This window comes from Micromonospora globispora (genome assembly GCF_003857015.1).
In the GTDB taxonomy this organism is placed as follows: Bacteria; Actinomycetota; Actinomycetes; order Mycobacteriales; family Micromonosporaceae; genus Micromonospora; species Micromonospora globispora.
The window spans coordinates 1-17,109 of the sequence record NZ_QGGF01000403.1; the positions used below are offsets into that span (position 1 = coordinate 1).

The following is a 17,109-nucleotide window of genomic DNA, read 5'->3' on the forward strand; positions in this document are numbered from 1 at the left end:
CGCGGGGGCCGTGCCGGCGACTCCGGCCGGTACGGCCGATGCGGAGTTGGCCACTCCGGTGCCCTCCCGGTGAGCCGGCGTGGGCGGGCGGGGATACGGTCGGGGTCATGGCCGACCGCATCGCCCGTCCCCGCGTGGGACACATCCAGTTCCTGAACTGCCTGCCCATCTACTGGGGGCTGATGCGGTCCGGCGCGCTGATCGACGTCGACCTGCACAAGGACTCGCCGGACCGGCTGAACGCCGCGCTGGTCGCCGGTGACCTGGACATCGGGCCGATCTCGAACGTCGAGTACCTGCGGCACGCCGACGAACTGCTGCTCCTGCCCGACCTGGCGGTCGGCAGCGACGGCCCGGTGCTGTCGGTCAACGTGGTCTCCACCAAGCCCCTCAGCGAGCTGGACGGCCGCCGGGTCGCCCTCGGCTCCACCTCCCGGACCGGCGTGCTCCTCGCCCAGTTGCTGCTCGGCGAGCGGTACGGCGTCCGCCCCGAGTACTTCCGCTGCCCGCCGGATCTGACCCAGATGCTGCTGGAGGCCGACGCCGGGGTGGTGATTGGTGACGTGGCCCTGCGCGCCCTCTACGAGGCGCCGCGCCGGGGCCTGGAAGTGACCGACCTCGGGCAGGCCTGGCGCACCTGGACCGGCCTGCCGATGGTCTTCGCCGTCTGGGCGGTACGCCGCGACTTCGCCGCCGCCCACCCGGGCCTGGTGAAGGAGGTGCACCAGGCGTTCCTGCGCTCCCGTGACCTCTGCCTGGCCGAGCTGGACCAGGTCGCCGAGGCGGCGGCCCGCTGGGAGCCGTTCGACGCGGCCACCCTGGCGACCTACTTCCGCACCCTCGACTTCTCCCTCGGCGAGCGGCAGGTGGCCGGGCTGCGCGAGTTCGCCCGGCGGGCCGCCGCGATCGGCGAGGCGCCCGCGCTGCCCGAGGGCGGCCCGGAGTTCTTCCAGGGCTGAGCCGCCCATCTACAGCAAAGTGGCGGTGTTCCAGGTTCGGGACACCGCCACATCGCGTAGCGCGCCGGCTCAGGTGGCCGGTCGGAGCAACGCCTCGGTGATCTTCTGGCAGTTCTTCATGCCGTACTCGTAACCCATGCTGATCGGGTAGCGGACCATCACGCCCATCGTCCAGGTGTCCCCGATGGCCAGGCAGTTGATGTGCATCTCCTGCTCGCGCTGCCGGTCGATCCAGCCGTTCTTGATGGCGATGGTCTTCTGCTCGGCGGCCGGGAACGCCTTGCGGATGCCGAAGTCACCCACGCCCCGGACCTGTCGCATCTCGTTGAGCAGCCACTTCGTCCACTTGGGACCGGCGGCCCGGCCGTCGGAGATGCACAGCCCCAGCCGGGCGGTGTCCCGCGGCGACAGGTTGGTCCGGCTCCAGCCGCCGTCGGCGGCCGGCTTGCTGTCGGTGAGCTTGCAGATCGAGATGAGCCGCTTGATCGAGGCCGAACGACCCACGCTGTTGTAGAACTGCTCGGCCCGGGTGTTGTCGCTGTCCCGGATGATCAGGGTCGCATCGTCGAGCTTCGCGTCGCTGGGCGTTCGGCCGGCCTCGGCCGAGCGGCGCAGGTAGTCGGCGACGACCCAGGACTTGATCATCGAGGCCGTGGTGCTGGTCTGGGCCATGTTCTTCGAACCGATGATCTCGCCGGTGCGCTTGTCCAGCACGCTCCAGGCGTACCAGCCCTTGATGTTGAGGTCGAGATCCTGGTCCTGGAAGGGCAATGGTTCGAGGGAGGGGGACGGCGACGGCGTCGGCTCGGCCCGGGTGCTGCGGTCGGTGGGCGTACCGGTGGACCGGCCGCTCGATGAGCCCAGCTGGGAGCCCGCGGTCGGGCGCAGCGGGGAACCGGGGACCAGCCGCAGCCCGACGAGCACCAGCCCGACCAGGATCGCGATGACGGCGGCGGCGGTCAGCGGCCGGGTCCGGCTGCCAGGCCGGCGCCGACTGCCGGCCATTAGAGCTTCCCGATCGGCTGCTGCGGCACCTTGAGAGCGGCGCCGGGCTGCGGGGTCACCAGTTGGGTGGCGACGCTGGCGCAGACCTTCGCGCCGTACTTCAGGCCGCTGCTCTGCGGATAGCGCAGCATCACCACCAAGCTCCACTTGTCGGTCATGGCCAGGCAGTTGACGTGCCAGTTGCCGTCGTAGTTGAGCGGGGTCCAGCCGTTCTTCATGCTCACCGGCCCCTGGCTGGTAATGGACTCCGGCAGGCCGTCGATGATGCCCCAGCGGCCACCGCCGGAACGATCCTGCTGGTCGTCGACGCTGCCACGGACCTTGGCCATCTCGTCCAGCACGAACTTCGTCCACTTCGACCCGGCGGCCTTGCCGTCGGCGACGCAGTCACCGAGCCGGACGGCGTCCCGGGGGGACATCCGGGTGAAGCTCCACCACCCGATGTAGCCGGGGACGTTGCCCGGCTTGGTGTCGGTGAGCCGGCAGGTGCTGATCATCCGGCGGATCGAGGCGGCGCTACCGTCCGCCTTGTACAGCGCGTTGGCGGAGTCGTCGTTGCTGTCCCGGATCGCCGTGCTGATCTGCCGCTTTCGCTCCGCGCTCAGCGGCTTGTCGCCGAGCTGCTTGAGGTAGTCGGAGGCGAACCAGATCTTGATCATCGACTCGGTCGAGTTCGTCTGGGTCATGTTCTTCGCGCCACTGATCTTTCCGGTCGTCCGGTCCATCAGCGCCCAGGAGAAGAACTCGCCCCTGAAGTTCACCGAGACCGGGGCGTTGGCCAGGGTCGGCGGGGGCGGTGTGGTGGGCGTGGGTGCGGGAACGTTCTGCCCGCCGCCGAGCCCGCCGAGGCCGCCGATGCTGGCGAGGCCGTCGCCGCCGGAGAGACGCGCGTACGCGGCGGGCACCAGCAGGACGCCACCGAGAAGGACCGCCACGATGGCGAGCACCATGGTCACGCGAGATCGCATGAGTGGGTGAGCTCCAGATGTCTGGCCGGGGGGACCGGCTTTTCCGAGTGGGTTCGGCCTGACCGCCGAGGCCGGGGGATTGGCCTTCGTACTGGCGGCGATCGTCCGCAGCCGATCGGTTGCGGGGGGAAGTCTACTTCCGGACAGGCCGGACGCCAGAGCCCGACGCCTGGCAACTCACCATGAAGCCGGGACAATCGGCCGCTATGCCGCGCTTGCGAGGATTCACGATTCGCGGGTGTCCCAACTCACAGGTTTAAGCAGGTCAGGGCCGACAACCGTAAGCGGTCATCCGGTGACGGAAGGTGCGAGCGGAATCCTGTTACACCCTCTGGTGTCTTCGAGCGGAAGCTGTAACACTGGCCTCATGTATGGCAACGACTTCTCCCCGCCGGAGGACGGTCCCGGCGGTGGCCTGCTCGGCGAGGTGGAGGCGGCGGAGGCGGCGCTCCGGGAGGCCGCTGCCCGGGCGCGGCGCGGCGGTCCGACGCCCGACGAGGATCTCGAGGCGTACTTCGCCGACGTGATCGACGCCGATCAGAAGATCGAGCCCCGGGACTGGATGCCGGAGGCGTACCGGAAGACGCTGATCCGGCAGATCGCCCAGCACGCCCACTCCGAGATCATCGGCATGCAGCCGGAGGGGAACTGGATCAGCCGGGCCCCCTCGCTCAAGCGCAAGGCGATCCTGCTCGCCAAGGTGCAGGACGAGGCCGGCCACGGCCTCTACCTCTACGCCGCCGCGGAGACCCTCGGCGTCAGCCGCGACGAGCTGGTCGAGCTGCTGCTCAACGGCCGGCAGAAGTACAGCTCGATCTTCAACTACCCGACGCTGACCTGGGCCGACGTGGGTGCGATCGGCTGGCTGGTGGACGGCGCGGCGATCGTCAACCAGGTCCCGCTCTGCCGCTGCTCCTACGGGCCGTACGCGCGGGCGATGATCCGGGTCTGCAAGGAGGAGTCGTTCCACCAGCGCCAGGGGTACGAGATCCTGTACACCCTGTCGCACGGCACCCCGGCGCAGAAGGCGATGGCCCAGGACGCCATCGACCGCTGGTGGTACCCGTCGCTCGCGATGTTCGGCCCGCCGGACGCGGAGTCCCCTCACTCCGCGCAGTCCATGGCCTGGAAGATCAAGCGCTTCTCCAACGACGAGCTGCGCCAGCGCTTCGTCGACATGTGCGTGCAGCAGGCCGAGGTGCTCGGCCTCACCCTTCCCGATCCGGACCTGCGCTGGAACGACGAACGGCAGTCGTACGACTACACCCAGCCGGACTACGACGAGCTGATGCAGGTGATCAAGGGCAACGGGCCGTGCAACCGGCAGCGGATGGAACACCGCCGCCGCGCCCACGACGAGGGTGCCTGGGTACGCGAGGCCGCCGCGGCGTACGCCGCCAAGCGGGCGGAGAAGAAGGAGAAGGTTGCGGCGTGAGCGAGCGTAGCGAGCGAACCGATCAGCTCAGCATGAGCGGTCCTTCGCCTCTCTGGGAGGTCTTCGTGCGGGCCCGGCGCGGGCTGTCGCACACCCACGTCGGCAGCCTGCACGCCCCGGACGCCGAGCTGGCCCTGCGCAATGCCCGGGATCTCTACACCCGCCGCCAGGAGGGTGTCTCCATCTGGGTGGTGCCGGCGAGCGCGATCACCGCGTCCAGCCCGGACGAGAAGGACGCCTTCTTCGACCCGGCGGCCGACAAGGTCTACCGCCACCCCACCTTCTACGAGGTGCCGGACGGGGTGGCCCACCTGTGACCGGCCCCTTCGACTTCGCCCTCCGGCTCGGCGACGACGCGCTGATCGCGGCGCAGCGGCTCGGCGAGTGGACCAGCCGCGCGCCGGAGATGGAAGAGGACATCGCGCTGGCCAACATCGCCCTCGACCAGCTCGGCGCGGCCCGCCTGCTGCTCACGTACGCGGGCGAGCTGGAGGGCGCCGGGCGGGACGAGGACGCGCTGGCGTACCTCCGCGACGACCGCGAGTTCCGCAACTGCCTCCTGGTCGAGCTGCCCAACGGCGATTTCGCGATCACCATGGCGAAGCTGTTCTTCCTGTCGGCGTACCAGTTGCCGCTCTACACCGCGCTGGCCGGCTGCGCCGACGAGCGGCTGGCCGCGATCGGCGCCAAGGCGCGCAAGGAGTCGGCCTACCACCTGGACCACAGCTCGCTGTGGGTGAAGCGGCTCGGTGACGGCACCGAGGAGTCGCACCGCCGGATGCAGGCCGCGGTCGACGAGGTCTGGCCGTACACCCACGAACTCTTCACGGCGGATCCGGCGGCGCCGGTCGACCCGGCCACCCTGCGGGCCGACTTCGACGCCACCGTCTCCGCCGTGCTGTCCGAGGCCACGCTGATCCGCCCGGCGCACGGCTGGACGCCCGGTGGCGGGCGGGACGGGGTGCACACCGAGCACCTGTCGTACCTGCTCGCCGAGATGCAGGTGCTGCACCGCGCGCATCCCGGAGCGCAGTGGTGATGACCCCGAGGGAGGCTGCGGCGTCGGTGGTGGACCCGGAGATCCGGGTCATCACCATCGACGAGCTCGGCATCCTGCGGGCGGTCGAGGAGGATCCGGCCACCGGCCGGGTCGTCGTCACCATCACCCCCACCTACACCGGCTGCCCGGCGATGGACGTGATCCGGGCCGACATCCGCCGGGCGCTCGCCGCGGCCGGCCACCCGGACGCCGACGTCCGGACGGTCTACAGCCCCGCCTGGACCACCGACTGGATCTCGGAAACCGGGCGGGCGAAGCTCACGGCGGCCGGCATCGCCCCGCCCGCCCCGACCCGGGCGGGAAAAGTGGTGCCGCTGACCCTCGCGGTCCGCTGCCCGCGCTGCGGCTCGCCGGAGACCGAGGAGGTCAGCCGCTTCGGCTCCACCGCGTGCAAGGCGCTCTGGCGCTGCCGCTCCTGCTCCGAACCCTTCGACCATGTGAAGGCGCTGTGACTGTCACCATCACCCGACCGGTCCGTCGCCGGCCGGCCTTCCACCCGCTGCACGTCGCCGCCGTCGACCGGCTCACCGCGGACGCCGTGGTGATCACCTTCGCCGTACCGGAGGAGCTGCGGGAGACCTTCGCGTTCTCCGCCGGCCAGCATTTGACCGTGCGGCGTACCGGTGAGGACGGGGAGGACGTGCGGCGGTCGTACTCGATCTGCTCGACGCCGGACGAGCTGGCCCGGCACGGCCGGCTGCGGATCGGGGTGCGGGAGATCCCCGGCGGCGCCTTCTCCGCGTACGCCTGCGGCGCCCTGCGTGGCGGCGACACCATCGAGGTGCTGCCCCCGCTGGGGCACTTCACCACCGCGTTCGCGCCGGACCGGGTGCGGCACTACGGCGCGGTGGTCGCCGGTTCCGGCATCACCCCGGTGCTCTCGCTGGTCGCCACCGCGCTCGCCGTCGAGCCGGCCAGCACCTTCACCCTCGTGTACGGCAACCGCACGGCGAACACGGTGATGTTCGCCGAGGAGCTGGCCGACCTGAAGGACCGCTATCCGACCCGGCTACACCTTGTGCACGTGCTCTCCCGGGAGCAGGGCGAGTCGCCGCTGCTCTCCGGGCGGATCGACGCGGAACGGCTGGGCCGGCTGCTGGACACCATCGTGCCCGGGGACGCCATCGAGGAATGGTTCCTCTGCGGCCCGTACGGGATGGTGGTGGACGCCAAGGCGGTGTTGACCGGGCGCGGCCTGCCGGAGCCGGCGGTGCACACCGAACTCTTCCACGTCGACGCGCCGCCGGAGCCGCCGCGCCGTCCGGCGGACGAGCCGGGTGCCGGCGCCGAAGTGACTATCGTGCTGGACGGCCGGTCGTCGAGCTTCACCATGGGCCGGGACGAGCGGGTGCTGGACGCGGCGCTGAAGGTCCGCGGCGAGCTGCCGTACGCCTGCAAGGGCGGGGTCTGCTCGACCTGCAAGGCCAAGGTCGTCGAGGGCGAGGTCACGATGGCCCGCAACTACGCCCTGGAGCCCGACGAGGTGGCGGCCGGCTACGTCCTCACCTGCCAGTCCAGCCCGACCACGGACAAGGTCATCGTCGACTACGATGCGTGACGTGTAGAACAATTCGTTCTACACTTGCCGCATGGAGCAGATCGCGATCCGGGAACTCAACCAGCACACCAGCCGGGTGCTGGCGCGCGTGCGTGCCGGAGAGACGGTCGAGGTCACGGATCGCGGAGAGCCCATCGCACGTCTCGTGCCCATCGTGGCTGGTGACGCCCTCCTGGGTCGTCTCGTGGCAGAGGGCCGGGCGACCGCACCTACGTCGACCGGACCGCTGCCCATGCCGCCGGTCCTCGGCGATCCCGCTGAGGACGTTGCGGCGGCCCTGGCCGAGTACCGGGACGAGGAACGCTGGTGATCTACCTGGATTCGGCGGCGGTCATCAAGTTGCTCCGTCGTGAGGCGGCGACGGAAGAACTCGTCACCTGGCTCAATGACCGGTCGGGGATGTCACTTGTCGCGTCCGCCCTGGTGGAGGTCGAGGTGCCGCGGGCGCTCCGTCGTGCGGCGCCGCAAGCGCTGGTGGGTGTCCCTTCGGTCCTCTCCCGGTTGTACCGGGTCGAGATCGATGCGACGGTCCGCTCCGCCGCAGCCGCCTACCCTGAGCCACTGCTGCGCAGCCTGGACGCGATCCACCTCGCCACCGCGGAGATCCTGGCCCGCCAGGCCCGCTCCGACTTCGCCGCCTTCGTGACGTACGACCGTCGTCTGTTGGATGCGGCGAAGGACGCGGGTCTTCCGGTGGCCAGCCCAGGCATGGATTGAACCGGCTCGCCGCCGTGGGGCTTCCGGCACCGAGGGTGGAGGTGGCGTGTCGGCGCCCGGAATGGGCGACGTACCCTCGGAGGCGTGACGGTGAGCCGGGAGATCGACGACATCCTGCAGCGCGGCGCGGACGGCGGGCGGATCACGCCCGAGGAAGCCCTGCTGCTCTACACCGAGGCGCCCTTCCACGCCTTGGGCGAGGCGGCGGACGCGGTGCGCCGGCGGCGCTACCCGGACAACATCGTCACGTACCTGATCGACCGCAACATCAACTACACGAACGTCTGCGTGACGGCGTGCAAGTTCTGCGCGTTCTACCGGGCCCCCAAGCACAAGGAGGGCTGGACGCACTCGACCGAGGAGATCCTGCGCCGTTGCGGCGAGGCGGTCGAGCTGGGCGCCACCCAGGTCATGCTCCAGGGCGGCCACCACCCCGACTACGGCGTGGAGTACTACGAGGAACTCTTCTCCTCGGTCAAGAAGGCGTACCCGCAGCTCGCCATCCACTCGATCGGCCCGAGCGAGATCCTGCACATGGCCAAGGTCTCCGGCGTCAGCCTGGACGAGGCCATCGCCCGGATCAAGACGGCCGGGCTGGACTCGATCGCCGGTGCCGGCGCCGAGATGCTGCCGGACCGGCCGCGCAAGGCCATCGCGCCGCTGAAGGAGTCCGGCGCGCGCTGGCTGGAGGTCATGGAGCTGGCCCACCGCCAGGGCCTGGAATCGACCGCCACGATGATGATGGGCACCGGCGAGACGAACGCCGAGCGGATCGAGCACCTGCGGATGATCCGCGACGTGCAGGACCGCACCGGCGGCTTCCGGGCGTTCATCCCGTGGACGTACCAGCCGGAGAACAACCACCTCAAGGGCCGTACCCAGGCCACCACCCTGGAGTACCTGCGGCTGGTCGCGGTGGCCCGGCTCTTCTTCGAGACGGTTCCGCACCTGCAGGCGTCCTGGCTGACCACCGGCAAGGACGTCGGGCAGCTCGCCCTGCACATGGGGGTGGACGACCTGGGCTCGATCATGCTGGAGGAGAACGTCATCTCCTCGGCGGGTGCCCGGCACCGTTCCAACCTGCACGAGCTGATCGGGATGATCCGCTCCGCGGACCGGATCCCGGCCCAGCGGGACACCCTCTACAACCGACTCGCGGTGCACTGGACGCCGGCCGACGACCCGAGCGACGAGCGGGTGGTCTCGCACTTCTCCTCGATCGCCCTGCCGGGCGGCGGGGTGGGGAAGTCCCTGCCGCTCGTCGAGGTCAACTGACCCACGTCCCGCGCCCTTTCCGGCACGCTCTGTGACGTCGCGGACCTCGGGACGCTCAGCCGAACGGCCAATGGTTGACTGCCGAAAGGCGGGATCTCGCTGCCCGTTCGCCGGACCGATGGCCGGGGCTGCAGGCAGCAAGACCTATCAATCCGGACAATCCTTAAGTGACGCTTAGCCGTGCAGGTGAAGAACGCTCGGCGCGGGGGGTGGCGAGGGTGATCGCGGACCGCTAACGTGCCCGCTCGTACCTTTCCTTCACCCCACGGGGGGACTCCTTCCATGATCTTCCGTAACCGGCCGCTGGTGCGGTTCGGCGCCGCAGCGCTGCTCGCCTCTGGTGCGTTCACCGCCCTCGGCGCGCCCGCCCAGGCCGCTGGCACCGAGACGGACCTCTCGCTCGACGTGGTGGGCACCCGGGTCGCCGACGGCGTCGAGGGCAAGCTCGCGTTCGTCAAGGTGACCAACAAGGGCGAGAACACCCCGTCGGAGCTGGCCGTCCGTGCCGACGTGTCCAAGGTCGACTGGACCAAGGTCGCCCCGGTCCCGGCCGTCGACGGCTGCGAGCTCGAGGGCACCCAGCAGAAGCCGACCGCCTGGACCTGCTTCGCCACCACCGACGGTCTGCCCGGCGCGGGCGAGACCATCGACCTGCCGGTGGTGCTCTTCAAGCTCGTCGACCTCAAGGAGGCGTACAGCGCCCCGGTGAGCTTCACGCTCATCTCGAAGGACGACACCAACGCGGACAACAACACCAAGTCCGCCACCATCGAGTTCACCAAGCAGAGCGGCGCCGACCTCGCCGTCATGGCCGACGACGTCAAGAACGCCGTCACGGTCAAGAACGGCAAGCTGCAGTTCGGCGGTGACCTGCACGCCGGGGACACCGCCGCGCTCATCTACACCGCGTGGAACCAGGGCGACCTGGCCACCGCCGGCCTCAAGGTCTCGGTCAAGCTGCCCAAGGGTGTGACCTTCACCGAGGCCGAGGACGACTGCGAGTACGACGCGGACAAGACGTCGCTGGTCTGCACCTACGCCAACCTGCCGTTCGTCCCGCAGGAGCAGGACACGAAGGACGGTGACAACGTCACCGCCGGTGGCCGCTTCTACCACCTGCTGACCGTGGCTGAGGACGTCAAGGCCGGCGCGCTGACCGGCGGCACCGTCTCGGTCGAGCCGATCATGCCGGAGAAGACCATCACGGCGCAGTCGATCGAGATCAAGACCATGCCGGACAACATGACCGCGGTCCAGGCCACCGACCTGGACACCAGCGACAACACCGACGGCTACGCTGTCGTCGTGGCCGCCCAGGGCGGCTCCGGTGGTGGCGACGACACCGGCAACGACGACGGTGGCCTGCCGGTGACCGGCGCCAAGGCCGGTCTGATCGGCGGCATCGGCGCGGCAGTGCTCGCCGCGGGTGGGGCGATGTTCCTGGTCGCCCGCCGGCGCCGGGTGGTCCTGGTGACCCCGGGCGACGAGAAGCCGACCGCCTGACGGTCGTCCTCCATCGGCCCGCGCGGGCCGTTCACATAACGCACGGCAGCAGGGGCGGGATGGGTCACCATCCCGCCCCTGCTGTCGTCCGCGGGCGCGACCCGTCGACAGCGGTTCGCGGTACGGCTGGCAGAGTGGAGGGGTGAGCCGTACCCCACAGGGCCAGCGCGCCAGCCTGGACAAGCAGCCGCACGAGGTCGCCGCGATGTTCGACGGCGTGGCAGCCCGCTACGACCTGACCAACACCGTCCTCTCCTTCGGGCAGGACCGGTTCTGGCGGCGGGCGACCCGGGAGGCGCTCGGCCTCCGACCGGGCGAGCGGGTGCTGGACGTGGGAGCCGGCACGGGCGTCTCCACCGAGGAGCTGGCGCACTCCGGGGCGTACGCGGTGGGCGCCGACCTGTCGCTGGGGATGCTGTACGCCGGCAAGCGCACCCGCCCCCAGGTGCCGCTGCTGGCCGGTGACGCGCTGAAGCTGCCCTTCGCCGACGGCGTGTTCGACGCGGTGACCATCTCCTTCGCGCTGCGCAACGTCAACGACACCGACGCCGCCCTGCGCGAGCTGGCCCGGGTCACCCGGCCGGGCGGGCGGCTGGTGGTCTGCGAGTTCAGTACGCCGGTCAACCCGGCCTTCCGCACGGTCTACCTGTCGTACCTGATGCGGTCGCTGCCGGCGGTGGCGCGCACGGTGTCCAGCAACCCGGACGCGTACGTCTATCTCGCCGAGTCGATCCGGGCCTGGCCGGATCAGGCGGCGCTGGCCAGCCGGATCGCCGGTGCGGGCTGGGGTCGGGTCGCCTGGCGCAACCTCACCGGCGGGGTCGTCGCGCTGCACCGCGCCGTCCGCGACTGACCCGGGGGCAGTGCCGGTCCAAGAGGACTCAAGCCTCTTTTTTCGGAAATATCCCCTAGCGGTCCACTTTGCCCCGTAGGCTCGCCCCATGAGGGGATCAGACCGGGCGGACGTGGACGCGACCGTCGACGACGACGCCGCGGAACTCATCGCGCAGCTCAAGGAGCTGGCCGGCGCGGATCCCGCCGACGTCCGTCAGGTGGTGGCCGAGGTGCTGGCCGCGCTCGACCGCGCGGCCGGGGGAGCGCTGCGCGAGCACCTGCCCGAGGCGATCCGGCACGACGCCGGTCTGGACGCCGCCTCCCCGGCCCGCCCGTGACGCCGAGAAGGAGGCCCACCGGCGCGTTTCTGGCAAGTTAGGTACCCCTCACCGCCTACCGGTGTAACCCCGGTCATAGACTCCAACCCGATCGGCTTGTGAAGCATTTCACGAGCATGCGGGGAGGAGGCGCAGATGACCGCGGTGGAGAACGACGCCGACGTGATCGTCGTGGGCGCCGGTCCCGGAGGATCGGCGACGGCGTACCACCTGGCGCGCCACGGCGTACGTGTGCTGCTGCTGGAGAAGACCGAGTTCCCGCGGGAGAAGGTCTGCGGCGACGGGCTGACCCCACGTGCCGTGCGGCAGCTCATCCGGATGGGCGTGGACACCTCGCCCGAGGCCGGCTGGCTGCACAACAAGGGCCTGCGGGTGATCGGCGGCGGGGTACGCCTCGAACTGGACTGGCCCGACCTGGCCAGCTTCCCCAACTACGGCCTGGTCCGCACCCGGCTCGACTTCGACGACCTGCTCGCCCAGCGCGCCATCGCGGCCGGGGCGAAGCTGCGCACCAGCGTGACCGTCACCGACCCGGTGCTCGACCCCGACGGCCGGGTGATCGGCGTGCAGGGCGAGTCCGGCCCGGAGAAGGAGCCGGTCACCTTCCACGCCCCGCTGGTCGTTGCCGCGGACGGCGTCTCCGGCCGCTTCCCGCTCGCCCTCGGGCTGGCCAAACGGGAGGACCGGCCGATCGGCGTGGCCGTCCGGCGCTACTACCGCTCGCCCGCCAAGCACGACGACGACTACCTGGAGTCGTGGCTGGAGCTGCGCGGCAAGGACAACGACGCGCTGCTGCCCGGGTACGGCTGGATCTTCGGGCTCGGCGACGGCCGGGTGAACGTCGGCCTCGGCATCCTCAACTCCTCCTCCGCCTTCGGTAAGACCAACTACCGGCGGCTGCTCACCGACTGGCTCGCCAACACCCCCGAGGACTGGGGGATGACCGACGAGGCGAACGCGGAGGGGCCGATCCTCGGCGCCGCGCTGCCGATGGGCTTCAACCGGGTGCCGCACTACACCCGCGGCGTGATGCTGGTCGGCGACTCCGGCGGCATGGTCAACCCGTTCAACGGCGAGGGCATCGCGTACGCGATGGAGTCCGGCGAGCTGGCCGCCGAGGTCGCGGTGCAGGCGCTCGCCCGGCCGGCCGGCGCCGAGCGGGAGCGGGCGCTGATGGCGTACCCGCAGGAGCTGAAGGCCCGCTTCGGCGGCTACTACCGGCTCGGCGGGATCTTCGTGAAGCTGATCGGCCGCCCGGAGATCATGCGCATCGCCACCAAGCACGGCATGCCGCACCCGGCACTGATGCGCTTCGTGCTCAAGCTGCTGGCCAACCTGACCGACCCGCGCGGCGGGGACGCGATGGACCGGGTCATCAACGCGATGACGAAGGTGGCCCCAGCGGTATAGATCCACCCCCCGCGACGAGGTCGTGTGGGACGTGAATAGTGTGATTTGGCCAACCACCCAGGGCAGGGAAGGACGAGCAGGAGACAACGATGACGCTCTCGCCTTACGCACCGATCATCGGGCTGTTCGCCCTCGCCGCGGGGTTCTCGCTGTTCTCCGTGGCCGCCGCGCGCTTCGCTGGGCCGCGCCGCTACAACAAGGCCAAGCTCGAGGCGTACGAGTGCGGCATCGAGCCGAGCCCGCAGCCGGTCGGCGGCGGCCGGTTCCCGGTCAAGTTCTACCTGACGGCGATGCTCTTCATCGTCTTCGACATCGAGATCATCTTCTTGTACCCCTGGGCGGTCTCCTTCGACGCCCTGCCGATCTTCGGCTTCGTGGAGATGGTCATGTTCATCGTCGCGGTCTTCGTCGCCTACGCCTACGTCTGGCGGCGCGGCGGCCTGGACTGGGACTGAGGAAGGTACGCAGATGGGTATCGAGGAGAAGCTTCCCGCCGGCGTCCTGCTCACCTCCGTGGAGAAGCTGGTCAACTGGTCGCGGAAGTCGTCCGTCTGGGGCGCCACGTTCGGCCTGGCCTGCTGCGCCATCGAGATGATGGCCGCTGGTGGCCCGCACTACGACATGGGCCGCTGGGGCATGGAGGTCTTCCGCGCCTCGCCGCGGCAGGCGGACCTGATGATCGTGGCCGGCCGGGTGAGCCAGAAGATGGCCCCGGTGCTGCGGCAGATCTACGACCAGATGGCCGAGCCGCGCTGGGTCATCTCGATGGGCGTCTGCGCCAGCAGCGGCGGCATGTTCAACAACTACGCGATCGTGCAGGGCGTGGACCACATCGTCCCGGTCGACATGTACCTCCCGGGCTGCCCGCCCCGGCCGGAGATGCTCATCGACGCGGTGCTCAAGCTGCGCGAGAAGATCATGTACGAGCCGCTGGGCCCGAACGGCCGCAAGATGCTGGAGGCCCGCAAGGAGCGCGGTGACGTTCCCGTGGTGCCCTACGGCTCGATGCCCTCGTCGTACCGCAACGACAAGGCCCGGCGCGCCGAGTGGACGAAGGCGGTCCGCGAGGGGCGCGAGGAGCAGCTCCGGATCGAGAACTGGATGAAGGCCCAGAACCACCTGCACCAGCACGGGGGTGTGAAGTGACCGCACCTAGCGAGAAGCCGGGTGGGGGCGTACCGGTACCGACGACGCCGGTCGGCTCCACCAGTGGCGCCCCGGCCGAGTACCCACCGGCCAGCCCGGCCGGCCGGGGCATGTTCGGCATCCACGGCAGCGGCGACGTCTCCGGCTTCGGCGGCCTGGTCCGCCCGCGCAAGCCGATCGAGGAGAGCCCCCGGCCGTACGGCGGCTACTTCGACGAGGTCCGCGACGCGCTGGAGGAGGCGTACCCCGCCTTCGGCGACGCGATCGAGAAGGTCGTGGTCGACCGGGGCGAGCTGACCCTGCACGTCCGCCCGGAGCGGATCGCCGAGGTCTGCCAGGTGATGCGGGACGACCTGGCGCTGCGCTTCGAGCTCTGCTCCTCGGTGTCCGGGGTGGACTACCTGGGCGCCGACGAGCGCCGGCTGCACGCCGTCTACCAGCTCACCTCGATGACCTACCGGCGCCGCGTGCGACTGGAGGCCGCGGTCTCCGCCGAGGACCCGCACCTGCCGAGCGTCACGAGCATCTACCCGACCGCCGACTGGCAGGAGCGGGAGACGTACGACATGTTCGGCATCATCTTCGACGGCCACCCCAACCTGACCCGGATCCTCATGCCGGACGACTGGGAGGGGCACCCGCAGCGCAAGGACTACCCGCTGGGTGGCGTGCCGGTCGAGTACAAGGGCGCTGAGATCCCGCCGCCCGACCGGAGGAGGTCCTACCAGTGACGACGTCGAACTACGCGACCGAGCGCGAGACCACCGAGGGCAAGGTCTTCACCGTCACCGGTGGGGACTGGGACCAGGTCGTCTCCGGCACCGACCCGATCAACGACGAGCGGATCGTCGTCAACATGGGGCCGCAGCACCCGTCCACGCACGGCGTGCTCCGCCTGATCCTCGAGCTGGAGGGCGAGACGGTCCGTGAGGCCCGCTCGGTCGTCGGTTATCTGCACACCGGCATCGAGAAGAACCTCGAGTACCGGAACTGGGTCCAGGGCTCGACCTTCGTGACCCGGATGGACTACCTCTCCCCGCTGTTCAACGAGACGGCGTACGCGCTGGCGGTGGAGCGGCTGCTCGGGATCGAGGACGAGGTCACCGAGCGGGCGACCACCATCCGGGTCCTGATGATGGAGCTGAACCGGATCTCCTCGCACCTGGTCTGGCTGGCCACCACCGGCATGGAGCTGGGCGCGATCAACATGATGCTGTACGGCTTCCGCGAGCGGGAGCACATCCTGGAGATCTTCGAGATCATCACCGGCCTGCGGATGAACCACGCGTACGTCCGCCCGGGCGGCGTGGCGCAGGACGTACCGGATGACGCGATCGTCAAGATCCGCGAGTTCCTGAAGCTGATGCCGAAGAAGCTCAAGGAGTACGAGGACCTCCTCTCCGGCCAGCCGATCTGGATCGAGCGGACCAAGAACGTCGCGGTGCTCGACGTGACCGGTTGCCTCGCGCTCGGCGTCACCGGCCCGGTGCTGCGCTCCGCCGGTCTCGCCTGGGACCTGCGCAAGACGATGCCGTACTGCGGTTACGAGACGTACGAGTTCGATGTGCCGACGCACACCGACGGCGACGTGTGGGGCCGCTACCTGGTCCGGCTCGCCGAGATCCGGGAGTCGCTGAAGCTCGTCGAGCAGGCGGTGGACCGGCTCAAGCCGGGCCCGGTGATGGTCGCCGACCGCAAGATCGCCTGGCCGGCACAGCTCGCCATCGGCGTCGACGGCATGGGCAACTCGCTGGAGCACGTCGCCAAGATCATGGGCCAGTCGATGGAGTCGCTGATCCACCACTTCAAGCTCGTCACCGAGGGCTTCCGGGTCCCGCCGGGCCAGGTGTACGTCGGCATCGAGTCGCCCCGCGGCGAGCTCGGCGTGCACGCCGTCTCCGACGGCGGCACGCGGCCGTACCGGGTGCACTACCGGGAGCCGAGCTTCGTCAACCTGCAGGCCCTCCCGGCGATGGCCGAGGGCGGCCTGATCGCCGACGTGATCGCCGGTGGCGCCTCGCTGGACCCCGTGATGGGTGGTTGTGACCGATGACTTTTAGTGAAGAGACCCGGGAGCGGGCGCGGGAGATCATCGCTCGCTACCCGGCCGACCGGTCCCGCTCGGCGCTGCTGCCGCTGCTGCACCTGGTGCAGTCCGAGGAGGGGTACGTCTCCCCGGCGGGCGTCGAGTTCTGCGCCGAGGTGCTCGGGCTGAACAAGGCGCAGGTCGGCGCGGTGGCCACCTTCTACACCATGTACAAGCGCAAGCCGACCGGTGACTACCTGGTCAGCGTCTGCACCAACACGATGTGCAACGTGCTCGGCGGCCAGGAGGTCTACGACACCCTCGCCGAGCACCTGGGCGTCGGGCACGACGAGACCACCGAGGACGGGAAGATCACCCTGGAGCACGCCGAGTGCCTCGCGGCGTGCGACTACGGCCCGGTGATGACGGTCAACTACGACTTCTTCGACGGCGTCGACTCGCAGACCGCGGTCGGCGTGGTCGAGGAGCTGCGCGCGGGCGGTCGGCCGATGCCGACCCGGGGTGCCCGGCTCTGCACGCTGAAGGAGATGGCGGTGCAGCTCGCCGGCTTCGCCGACGAGCGCGACGGCGCGGTCGCCGACGGCGGGCCGGGCGAGCCGACCCTGCAGGGTCTGCGGCTGGCCGAGCAGCACGGCATCTCGGTGCCGGGCTTCGACCCGAACACCCCCATCCGCAGCAAGGCCGAGGCCGACGAGGCCGCCGAGAAGGCCAAGGCCGCCAAGCCGGAACCGACGAAGGCGACCCCCGCGGCCGCCAACTCCGGCGCAGGCGAGACCGCGCCGGCCGCCGCGGCGACCGGCAGCACCGCGCCGGACGTGAAGGCGCCGGACGACAAGTCGCCGCAGGTGCGTACC

Annotated in this window: 20 protein-coding genes; 18 read left to right on the top strand and 2 right to left on the bottom strand. The window is 70.2% G+C overall.

The annotated features are described in order from the left end of the window. Nucleotides 1–107: 107 nt before the first annotated feature. On the top strand, nt 108–959 hold the full coding sequence (locus DKL51_RS21445; RefSeq protein WP_109945458.1) for a menaquinone biosynthetic enzyme MqnA/MqnD family protein: 852 nt from the start codon (nt 108–110) through the stop codon (nt 957–959). Nucleotides 960–1,028: 69 nt separating this feature from the next. Here the strand turns inward: DKL51_RS21445 and DKL51_RS21450 are convergent, their stop codons facing one another. Both DKL51_RS21450 and DKL51_RS21455 read right to left on the bottom strand, forming a co-directional pair. After that, nucleotides 1,029–1,964 carry a serine hydrolase gene (locus tag DKL51_RS21450; protein ID WP_109945459.1) on the bottom strand — a complete coding sequence of 312 codons (936 nt, stop codon included), beginning with the start codon at nt 1,962–1,964 and terminating at the stop codon, nt 1,029–1,031. Then, on the bottom strand, nt 1,964–2,932 hold the full coding sequence (locus DKL51_RS21455; protein ID WP_109945460.1) for a hypothetical protein: 969 nt from the start codon (nt 2,930–2,932) through the stop codon (nt 1,964–1,966). The genes DKL51_RS21450 and DKL51_RS21455 overlap by 1 nt, the downstream gene beginning before the upstream one ends. Nucleotides 2,933–3,299: 367 nt before the next feature. Between DKL51_RS21455 and paaA the strand changes: the two genes are divergently transcribed. The 17 genes from paaA to nuoE form a co-directional block, all read left to right on the top strand. Continuing rightward, nucleotides 3,300–4,367, top strand: a complete 1,068-nt coding sequence (paaA, locus tag DKL51_RS21460) for a 1,2-phenylacetyl-CoA epoxidase subunit PaaA (RefSeq protein WP_109945461.1) — start codon at nt 3,300–3,302, stop codon at nt 4,365–4,367. Next, on the top strand, nt 4,364–4,684 hold the full coding sequence (paaB, locus tag DKL51_RS21465) for a 1,2-phenylacetyl-CoA epoxidase subunit PaaB (protein WP_423790597.1): 321 nt from the start codon (nt 4,364–4,366) through the stop codon (nt 4,682–4,684). Before paaA ends, paaB begins: the two co-directional genes overlap by 4 nt. Beyond that, the gene (paaC, locus tag DKL51_RS21470; protein WP_109945462.1) at nt 4,681–5,406 is read left to right on the top strand and encodes a 1,2-phenylacetyl-CoA epoxidase subunit PaaC; all 726 of its coding nucleotides are present in this window, start codon (nt 4,681–4,683) and stop codon (nt 5,404–5,406) included. The genes paaB and paaC overlap by 4 nt, the downstream gene beginning before the upstream one ends. Beyond that, nucleotides 5,406–5,879 (top strand): 1,2-phenylacetyl-CoA epoxidase subunit PaaD, encoded by a 474-nt coding sequence (gene paaD / locus DKL51_RS21475; RefSeq protein WP_109945486.1) that lies wholly within the window; start codon nt 5,406–5,408, stop codon nt 5,877–5,879. The genes paaC and paaD overlap by 1 nt, the downstream gene beginning before the upstream one ends. After that, on the top strand, nt 5,876–6,985 hold the full coding sequence (gene paaE, locus DKL51_RS21480; protein WP_109945463.1) for a 1,2-phenylacetyl-CoA epoxidase subunit PaaE: 1,110 nt from the start codon (nt 5,876–5,878) through the stop codon (nt 6,983–6,985). Before paaD ends, paaE begins: the two co-directional genes overlap by 4 nt. 31 nt (nt 6,986–7,016) lie before the next feature. Further along, the gene (locus tag DKL51_RS21485; RefSeq protein ID WP_109965926.1) at nt 7,017–7,295 is read left to right on the top strand and encodes a type II toxin-antitoxin system Phd/YefM family antitoxin; all 279 of its coding nucleotides are present in this window, start codon (nt 7,017–7,019) and stop codon (nt 7,293–7,295) included. Beyond that, the gene (locus tag DKL51_RS21490; protein WP_124812419.1) at nt 7,292–7,702 is read left to right on the top strand and encodes a type II toxin-antitoxin system VapC family toxin; all 411 of its coding nucleotides are present in this window, start codon (nt 7,292–7,294) and stop codon (nt 7,700–7,702) included. Before DKL51_RS21485 ends, DKL51_RS21490 begins: the two co-directional genes overlap by 4 nt. 84 nt (nt 7,703–7,786) lie before the next feature. Further along, entirely contained in the window at nt 7,787–8,977 is a 1,191-nt protein-coding gene (gene mqnC / locus DKL51_RS21495; protein WP_109965924.1) for a cyclic dehypoxanthinyl futalosine synthase, read from the top strand. 282 nt (nt 8,978–9,259) lie between these two features. After that, on the top strand, nt 9,260–10,480 hold the full coding sequence (locus DKL51_RS21500; RefSeq protein ID WP_109945467.1) for a hypothetical protein: 1,221 nt from the start codon (nt 9,260–9,262) through the stop codon (nt 10,478–10,480). A gap of 142 nt (nt 10,481–10,622) precedes the next feature. Beyond that, entirely contained in the window at nt 10,623–11,333 is a 711-nt protein-coding gene (locus DKL51_RS21505) for a demethylmenaquinone methyltransferase (protein ID WP_109945468.1), read from the top strand. Between the two features lie 88 nt (nt 11,334–11,421). Further along, nucleotides 11,422–11,652 (top strand): hypothetical protein, encoded by a 231-nt coding sequence (locus DKL51_RS21510; RefSeq protein ID WP_109945469.1) that lies wholly within the window; start codon nt 11,422–11,424, stop codon nt 11,650–11,652. A 135-nt stretch (nt 11,653–11,787) separates the two neighbouring features. Beyond that, a complete protein-coding gene (locus DKL51_RS21515) occupies nt 11,788–13,062 on the top strand; it encodes a geranylgeranyl reductase family protein (protein WP_109945470.1) in 1,275 nt (424 codons plus the stop codon). A gap of 89 nt (nt 13,063–13,151) precedes the next feature. Next, complete coding sequence (locus DKL51_RS21520) at nt 13,152–13,517, top strand: NADH-quinone oxidoreductase subunit A (RefSeq protein ID WP_109945471.1); 366 nt, start codon at nt 13,152–13,154, stop codon at nt 13,515–13,517. Nucleotides 13,518–13,530: 13 nt separating this feature from the next. After that, nucleotides 13,531–14,208, top strand: a complete 678-nt coding sequence (locus DKL51_RS21525; RefSeq protein WP_109945472.1) for a NuoB/complex I 20 kDa subunit family protein — start codon at nt 13,531–13,533, stop codon at nt 14,206–14,208. Continuing rightward, complete coding sequence (locus tag DKL51_RS21530; RefSeq protein WP_109945473.1) at nt 14,205–14,939, top strand: NADH-quinone oxidoreductase subunit C; 735 nt, start codon at nt 14,205–14,207, stop codon at nt 14,937–14,939. Before DKL51_RS21525 ends, DKL51_RS21530 begins: the two co-directional genes overlap by 4 nt. Beyond that, nucleotides 14,936–16,261 carry an NADH-quinone oxidoreductase subunit D gene (locus DKL51_RS21535; protein ID WP_109945474.1) on the top strand — a complete coding sequence of 442 codons (1,326 nt, stop codon included), beginning with the start codon at nt 14,936–14,938 and terminating at the stop codon, nt 16,259–16,261. Before DKL51_RS21530 ends, DKL51_RS21535 begins: the two co-directional genes overlap by 4 nt. Then, nucleotides 16,258–17,109: NADH-quinone oxidoreductase subunit NuoE (gene nuoE, locus DKL51_RS21540; RefSeq protein WP_260428612.1), on the top strand; the 852-nt coding region annotated here is incomplete at its 3' end. The genes DKL51_RS21535 and nuoE, both read left to right, overlap by 4 nt.